Source organism: Streptococcus fermentans (assembly GCF_040888305.1).
In the GTDB taxonomy this organism is placed as follows: Bacteria; Bacillota; Bacilli; order Lactobacillales; family Streptococcaceae; genus Streptococcus; species Streptococcus fermentans.
The window spans coordinates 50,786-58,945 of sequence record NZ_JBFNFG010000011.1 but is presented as its reverse complement, the minus strand read 5'-3'; the positions used below and the strand labels follow the sequence as shown (position 1 = coordinate 58,945).

Annotated in this window: 7 protein-coding genes; all 7 read right to left on the bottom strand. The window is 42.7% G+C overall.

Annotated features, from left to right (window positions below; translation table 11 throughout):
• Positions 1-176 precede the first annotated feature (176 nt).
• Positions 177-788 (bottom strand): 30S ribosomal protein S4, encoded by a 612-nt coding sequence (rpsD, locus tag AB2B50_RS09060; protein ID WP_000092756.1) that lies wholly within the window; start codon positions 786-788, stop codon positions 177-179.
• A gap of 194 nt (positions 789-982) precedes the next feature.
• Entirely contained in the window at positions 983-2,035 is a 1,053-nt protein-coding gene (locus AB2B50_RS09055; RefSeq protein WP_075227772.1) for a sensor histidine kinase, read from the bottom strand.
• Positions 2,032-2,730, bottom strand: coding sequence for a response regulator transcription factor (locus tag AB2B50_RS09050; protein WP_075227771.1), 699 nt, complete (start codon positions 2,728-2,730; stop codon positions 2,032-2,034). Before AB2B50_RS09050 ends, AB2B50_RS09055 begins: the two co-directional genes overlap by 4 nt.
• Positions 2,731-2,853: 123 nt before the next feature.
• Positions 2,854-5,118, bottom strand: coding sequence for an SSURE domain-containing protein (locus AB2B50_RS09045; RefSeq protein WP_320693057.1), 2,265 nt, complete (start codon positions 5,116-5,118; stop codon positions 2,854-2,856).
• 156 nt (positions 5,119-5,274) lie between these two features.
• On the bottom strand, positions 5,275-5,940 hold the full coding sequence (locus tag AB2B50_RS09040; RefSeq protein ID WP_320693058.1) for a potassium channel family protein: 666 nt from the start codon (positions 5,938-5,940) through the stop codon (positions 5,275-5,277).
• Positions 5,941-5,953: 13 nt separating this feature from the next.
• A complete protein-coding gene (locus tag AB2B50_RS09035) occupies positions 5,954-7,333 on the bottom strand; it encodes a TrkH family potassium uptake protein (RefSeq protein WP_320693059.1) in 1,380 nt (459 codons plus the stop codon).
• 32 nt (positions 7,334-7,365) lie between these two features.
• Positions 7,366-8,130 carry a nucleoside phosphorylase gene (locus AB2B50_RS09030; RefSeq protein WP_320693060.1) on the bottom strand — a complete coding sequence of 255 codons (765 nt, stop codon included), beginning with the start codon at positions 8,128-8,130 and terminating at the stop codon, positions 7,366-7,368.
• Positions 8,131-8,160: the final 30 nt, after the last annotated feature.

Sequence of the window (8,160 nt, the reverse complement as noted above, 5' to 3'; positions counted from 1 at the left end):
ATAGCAGAGAAAGGAGGAAAGAAGGGCTTTGGTTTCTGTCTTGTGTTTTTTGAGTCTGTAGTGTTATTGATTATAAGTTTGTAATTCACGTAAAGCTGGCTAGTTTTTCATAATCTAATTTTCAGACAAAGCAAAAAGCCCACTGTTGTAGGCTTTCTGTAAGATATTTCTTAAAATTAAAGCATTTTGTTGTAGAATTCAACGACAAGTGCTTCGTTGATTTCTGGGTTGATTTCGTCGCGTTCTGGCAAGCGAGTCAATGAACCTTCCAATTTTTCAGCGTCGAATGATACGAATGCTGGACGTCCAAGAGTAGCTTCTACTGCTTCAAGGATAGCTGGAACTTTCAATGATTTTTCACGAACTGAGATCACTTGACCTGGAGTTACGCGGTATGATGGGATATCAACGCGTTTTCCGTCAACAAGGATGTGACCGTGGTTTACGAATTGACGAGCTTGACGACGAGTAGTTGCAAGACCAAGACGGTAAACAACGTTATCCAAACGACGTTCCAAAAGAAGCATGAAGTTGAAACCTAGGATTCCGCCTTTGATTTTTGTAGCTTGTACGAACAAGTTACGGAATTGTTTTTCACCTACACCGTAAGTGAAACGAAGTTTTTGTTTTTCAGCCAATTGCAAACCGTATTCTGACAATTTAGAACGGTTGTTTGGTCCGTGTTGTCCTGGTACGTAGTTACGACGTGCCAATTCTTTACCTGTACCTGTAAGTGAAAGGCCAAGGCGACGAGCTTGTTTCCAAGATGGTCCTGTATAACGTGACATGTGAATGTCCTCCTGATATAAATAATATTTCGGTGGAAATAGTCACTTAGAAAGCCCTGATTCGTGCAGATGCCCTTCGCCTAAACAGCCAAGGTTACTTATCATAAGACACCTGTTGACGAGCTTCATGCTTTCCTGCTGATATTTCACACAAAATCCATTTTACCATGAATGGCTAGATTTGTAAAGGGGTTTTAAGCTTTATTTTCATTGCCAGAGAGGTTGAGGACGAGGGTAAAGGTGCTTCCTAGACCGTACTGGCTACTGACTGTGATTTCTCCACCCAATTGATGGGCTAATTCACGCGCAATTGCAAGCCCTAAGCCATGACCACCTGTTTTCATGTTACGAGAAGTTTCTACACGATAAAGGCGTTTGAAAATATTCTTTAAATCCTCTGGGGCAATGCCCTGTCCCTCATCGGTCACACTGATTGAAAGCTGGCTATCCTCCAGCTTGGCCACCACTCCCAGCTTGGTTCCTGGAGCTGAGTATTTAAAAGCATTATTGACCAGATTCACCAAGATACGAGAAAGTTTAGCATAATCTCCCTCAATCCGGGCAGACTCTGGGATTACCTGCAAATGGACATCTCGTTCCTCCTGCTCAATCAAGAACTGAAATTCACTCATGCACTCAATCAAGAGCTGGTCCAGAAAAATACTGTCCTTGCTGGTCGTTTCCACCTGATTTCTAGCTGTATTTAGGGTCAAAAAATTCAACTCTTCAACCAGTTTATTAAGCCGTTCTGTCTGGCGTCCAATGGTTGCTAAATAATGGGCTTGTTCTCCTTCCTTGATAACTCCATCCAAAATTCCTTCTACCGTCGCTTGGATTGAAGTGATTGGAGTCTTGATATCATGCGATAGCTGGGCAATCATCAAGCCCTTTTCCTGCTCGCTTTCTTCCAAGGAATCAAAGGTGGCCTGCAAATCATGGGACATTTCATTGAAGGCTTGGCCTAATTGCTGAAATTCCACAGGCCCTTGAACCTCCAGATTTGAAGAAAAGTCCTTGTCCGCTACTCGCTTGGCATGTTCCTTGAGTTTACCCAATGAAGTAAAGACTGGTGATAGGAGAAAGAGACTAATCCCAGCACCGACAAAACTTGCGATTAGAGTCATGCCAATCAGGAAATAAATCTCTCTTTCTTCAATTAACATTCGCTGGACTGCCCAAAAAACTACGATAATCGTTAGGAGTGTTGAAATGATATAACCCACTAGGATATAACTTTTTAATTTCATTGACTACCTCGTGCTTTCTCAATTTTGTAGCCCAAGCCCCAAACTGTTTTTATGGTGGGCGTTTCTGCACTAGCATATTTAGCTAACTCCTGTCGAAGAGCATGAATATGAACATTTAAGGTATTGGTATCATCCACATAGTCTTCTTGCCAGACCTTTTCATAGAGATCTGTCTTAGAGAAAACTCGCTTTGGATTGCTGGCTAAAATCCATAAAAGCTCGAAGGATTTGACTGTCAAATCAAGTGCTACATCTCCGACTTGAGCCTCATGGCTACCGTGATTCATCCGTAAATCCCCGAGACTGACGACTTCTGTCTCACCTCCACGATGAAGGCGACGCAAGATATTGTGGACACGCAAAACCAGCTCACGAGGGCTAAAGGGCTTGGCAATAAAGTCATCTGCCCCCAAGCTCAGGCCGTAAATCTTATCCTGCTCGCTTGTCTTAGCTGTAATAAATAGAAAAGGCTGATCTGGAGATTGATACTGAACCTCACTAATCAAATCATAACCATCCATCCGAGGCATCATGATATCTGTAATAATCAAATCAATCGGTTTTCGCTTGAAGATTTCCAAGGCCTCTACTCCATCATGAGCCACCAAAACCTGATACCCTGCCTGAACCAGATAGCGTTGATGAATATCTGTGATTTCTACCTCGTCGTCAACGAGTAAAATGGTCTTTCCCATCTGTCTCTCCTTTGAAAAAAACAGTGCTATACTACAATAGTATAACACTATTTTAATCGCTTTACGAACATTCTAAACTATATCTGGATTTTTCAAATCCTAGATAGAAAGTCTGTAGCTAGACTAGTCATTTTCCTCTTTTTTAGCTTTCAAACTGAGGCCACCTAGTAGTCCGGCCAAGGCGAGTCCAAGGAAGCCAATAGGAGCCATTGATGTTTGGGCTTCACCAGTATATGGAAGCATGTCTTTTTTGCCTTTCATTTGATCAGCCATCATCGGACTTGACATCTTGTTATTAGATGCCATCTTGCCTTCATCAGGCATTTTGCTTGTGGCTGCTGGAACTTGATCTTGTTTCATACTTGGTGTTGCCATAGGCTGGCTAGCATTCATGGTTTTATCTTGCTCTTTATTAGGCATCATCTTATCCTGGCTAGTAGCTGGCATTTTAGATTTCATCTCATCTTGATTAGCACTTGGCATTTGAGCGTTCATCTTAGACGCATCTTGATGACTATTCATCATTGGAGCCGGCATAGCTGAACCATTAGAAGATGGGACGGAACCTGACTGCATCGGAACAAGAGACTGATGTCCATTCAAGTTCACTGTCAAATCTTTAGTCGCTACAAGATTGCTCAAGTCTGCCTTGCCATCTTTGGCACCGTACACTTTGATAGTTGCTTTATAGCTTTGAGTGCCGTTTTGTTTCAAGAGGTCTAGAAGCTCTTTATCAGATTTACCTTGGGTGCCTGCCAAATCCACTTCATAGAAGTAAAGGCCTTTGCCTAATTTTTCTACTGGTGGGAGAGTGGGATTTTTAGCTGAACCGTTGTCTGACCATGGGGCCTTGTCAGAAGCTTTCAAGATAAGGCGGGTTAACATACCGTCACCAGCAAAGAATTCGTATGGAATGACTTGGTTGACACCTGCTGTGAATGGGCCGGGGAAATTAGCTTTGTCCAAGTATGTAGCTGGAACATCTACTGTGTCTTTAGTATTGTCAGCCACACCTTTTTGGACTTCAGCTGGTGTAGTCAAGCCATTCAAATTGACATCCAAATCCTTAGTCGCTACGAGATTGCTCAAGTCGGCCTTGCCATCTTTAGCACCGTACACTTTGATAGTTGCCTTGTAACTTTGAGTGCCGTTTTGTTTCAAGAAATCAAGAAGCTTTTTATCAGATTTTCCTTGAGTGCCGGCCAAATCCACTTCATAGAAGTAGAGGCCTTTGCCCAATTTCTCTACTGGTGGAAGGGCGGGATTTTTAGCTGAACCGTTGTCTGACCATGGGGCCTTGTCAGAGGCTTTCAAGATGAGGCGGGTCAACATACCATCACCTGCGAAGAATTCGTATGGAATGACTTGATTGACACCGGCTGTGAATGGACCTGGGTAATTAGCCTTGCCCAAGTAAGTGGCTGGGACGTCTACTGTGTCTTTGGTGTTGTCAGCCACACCTTTTTGAACTTCAGCTGGAGTAGTCAAGCCATTCAACTTGACATCCAAATCCTTAGTCGCTACAAGATTGCTCAAATCGGCCTTGCCATCTTTTGCACCGTACACTTTAATAGTAGCTTTATAACTTTGAGTACCGTTTTGTTTTAATAGGTCAAGCAGCTCTTTATCAGATTTACCTTGGGTACCTGCCAAATCCACTTCATAGAAGTAGAGACCTTTGCCCAATTTTTCTACTGGTGGAAGGGCGGGATTTTTAGCTGAACCGTTGTCTGACCATGGGGCCTTGTCTGAAGCTTTCAAGATAAGACGGGTCAACATACCATCACCAGCGAAGAATTCGTATGGAATGACTTGGTTGACGCCGGCTGTGAATGGGCCTGGGAAGTTGGCCTTGTCCAAGTAAGTAGCTGGAACATCTATTGTGTCTTTAGTGTTGTCGGCTACGCCTTTTTGAACTTCAGCTGGAGTAGTTGCTGGTTGAGCTTCATTTGCTTCACGGTCTTGTCCAGAAACTGTAGGCGCAGGATTTGTCGCAGGTTTAACCGCATCTTCTGTTTCTTTCTTAGATTCTGGTTTTGCTTGCACTTCTTCTTTTGGCACTACCACTTGGTCTTTATCAGCTACATTCACTTTTTCTGGAGAGCTTGTAGCATCCAAGCTTGCTTTAGGTGTTGAGTCTACCTGTTCTGAAGGAAGAGCTGTATCGACTGCTTCTTTGAGAAGCTCTACTGGTAAGTCACTCTTTGCACTCACTGAAGTTGCGTCTGGCACGACTTGAGTAGGGGTGGGATTGACTACATCGGCACGTGCGGAACTTGGTTGACCAACTAGGACAAAGAAGCCACTGGCCACAACAACTGAGGCAACACCGACACTGAGACGGCGAATAGACCAACGAGTATATCTTTGATTTGGATTGAATTTCATAGGATTTTCCTTAGAGTTTTTCTTTATTTGATGACTCTAGTATAATCTCCTAAAATTAAAAAGGATTAAGAAAAAGTTAAAATTTTTCTTAAATCCCTCTTATAAAATACTTATATTGACTCAATAGTCGTTGAAAAAAGAATAGTCATTCCTCTTCTACTCACTAAGGCTTGCTAGGGTATCCAAATATTGGTTATTAATCACCGCCATGATATAGGTATCCGGTTTTAATAAATCATTTGGTCCAAACTGTACATCTAAGGGAGCATTTTCGTAGCCACGAAAACCGAGGATATTGAGATTGTACCGTCCTCGAAGATCAAGTTGACTTAGACTCTTACCTGACCACGATTGTGGAATTTTCATCTCGACAATCGAGACATTCTTGTCCAACTGAAAGACATCTACACTGTTATTAAAGAGAATCGTCTGTGCCAACGAACGACCCATCTCAAACTCTGGTGAAATGACTGAGTCTGCACCGATTTTTTCAAGGACTTTTTTTGCTGTATGGCTTTTAACCTTAGCAATAACAGTCGGTACCCCTAGACTCTTGCAATGCATGACTGCAAGAACACTAGACTCTAGATTTTCACCAGTTGCGACGACTACGGTATCGCAGGTATCAATTCCAGCTGATAGCAAGAGGTCCTCATCTGTGATATCTCCAACAACACCACGCACCAAGACTGGTTCAAATTGATTGATTCGTTCCTCATGGTTGTCAATAGCGATAATATTTATATCATGCTTGGCGAGAGCAGCCAGAACACTACTCCCAAAAATACCCAAGCCTAAAATTCCGATTGTCCGATCTGACATAGTTTATCCTTTCTTATCCTATGGTAATATCTGCTTTCATATAGTGGATCATATCTTTCTTATCTGGTTGATACTCAGCCAAACTAACTAATAGCGTCAGAGGTCCGATTCGCCCAATAAACATCAGTAGCATGATGACACTAAGCGCTAGCTTACCTAACTCTGGTGTCAAATTAGCAGTTACTCCAACCGTAGCAAGAGCAGAAATTGTTTCAAATATAATGTAGATAAAGCGCGGATTCCCCTCGGCTGTTATTCCTACTAAGATTAAGCCCGATAAAAAAGTTATCAAGAAGATGATAAAAACACTGAATGATTTTTGAACTGTCCGAGGTTCAATTGTTCTTCTAGCCACATTTGCATGAGGTAACCCTAAAAGTTCACTGCGTGCGAATACCAACAAGACAAAGAAGGTTGTGATTTTTAGTCCCCCTGCTGTACCGCCAGGTGCCCCACCCAGAAACATCTGCAAAATATAGATCATCAAGGTAACAGGCCTAGCCTGAGTAAAATCAACAGAAGCAAATCCTGCCGTCCGCATGCTGACAGTTTGGAAGAAACTAACCAGCAATTTATCTGGGAAACTGAGATTGCCAATCGTTCCCGAATTGTTCCACTCTATCAAGAGGGTTGAAACTGTTCCAGCAAATAAAATCCCCACTGTTAAGAAGAGGACTAGCTTAGTATGGAAACGAAGACGACGCTTTTTCTTCTTTCCTAATTGGGTAGCCAAGTCGAACCAGACCATGAAACCTAGGCCACCTGTAATAATCAATCCTGCAATCACTAAATTAATCAAAGGATCAGTTTGAAAAGCTACTAAACTTGTACTTCCAAAATTATCAAATCCAGCATTACAGAAAGCTGAAATAGCTACGAAAATGGAAGTAAAAAGTCCCCGCCCCCAACCAAACTCGGGGACAAAACGAAAACTTAGCAGAAAGGCTCCGAATCCTTCTACTAGAAAAGTCGTCACGAAGATGGAACGTAGAAAATCCCTCAGAGACTGGGTTTCTTCGAAGCTAAAGCTCTCCAGAATCGTTTCTCGACCTCGAAGACTGAGTTTTTGCTTGCCCTGGATATAGAAAATTCCGATAAAGGTCATGAGACCCAAACCACCAATCTGAATCAAGAACATACAGATCAGCTGCCCCCAGACATTGTAGGTCGAAGCGACAGGTAAGGTAAAAAGTCCTGTCACACAGACCATAGATACGGCTGTAAATAAATGATCAAAGTAACCGGCATGAGATGTTGGAGATTGTACAAATGGCAGACTCAAAAGGAGAGACCCCAAGAGGATAACCAAAGCAAAACTTAAAAAGATTCTCCGAGCGGGTGATAAACGCCCTAGAATGGTATTTATTTTTTCAACAATTGATTTTAATAACATAGCTACATTGTACCACAAAAATCTGAGAATACTCACATATGACTAACGATCTCAAGGCAGATACCTAGCGCCTTATCAAAAGCTTCTGCACCCCAATCGCGTTGGTCATAGTTATCAAGATCTGCCAAAGAATCTGCCGTAAACAACAACTCACCCCAAACTGCTCCGCGAAGCTGAGCTACTGCCGCAAGAGCTGCACACTCCATCTCCACAACTACGCAGCCTTCTTCCTTGCGATAAGCAACTTTTTCAGCTGTTTCTCGGTAAAATCCGTCTGTCGACCAAGTCATGACTTCTTCGTAAGGGACACCTAGTTGTTCCAAGACTTGCTCGATAGCAGAAATTGCTTGAACATGCACATCCATATAACGAGAAGGGGATGCATAATGATAGCTGGCTCCTTCATCGCGTAGGACTCGAACTGGAACTAGAAAAGCATTTTCTTCTATATTACTCAGCACCCCGCAGGTTCCCGTGGAGATGATTTTCTCCACACCGTAACCAATCAACCAATCCATAAACTGGGCCGCAGGGGCAGAACCAACAGGAGCCTGAGCCAGACATACTTCCTCACCCTTGTAACTCATGACATAAACAGGATAGGTTTTAGTGGCAGACACAAACTCCCCAACGCACTCCGCCTCTACTTCCTGAGCAAAGCGGTCAATCTCCTCCTCCAAAAATGCATAGATGCACTTCTTTGGCAACTGTAAATCTAATCCTTCGTGATTTGGCATGATGACTGCCTGAGGATTATCATCAAACTCTAAAATAGGAATGGCATGTTTTTGAATCATAGAGTACCTCCTCTAAATTTGTACTATTAT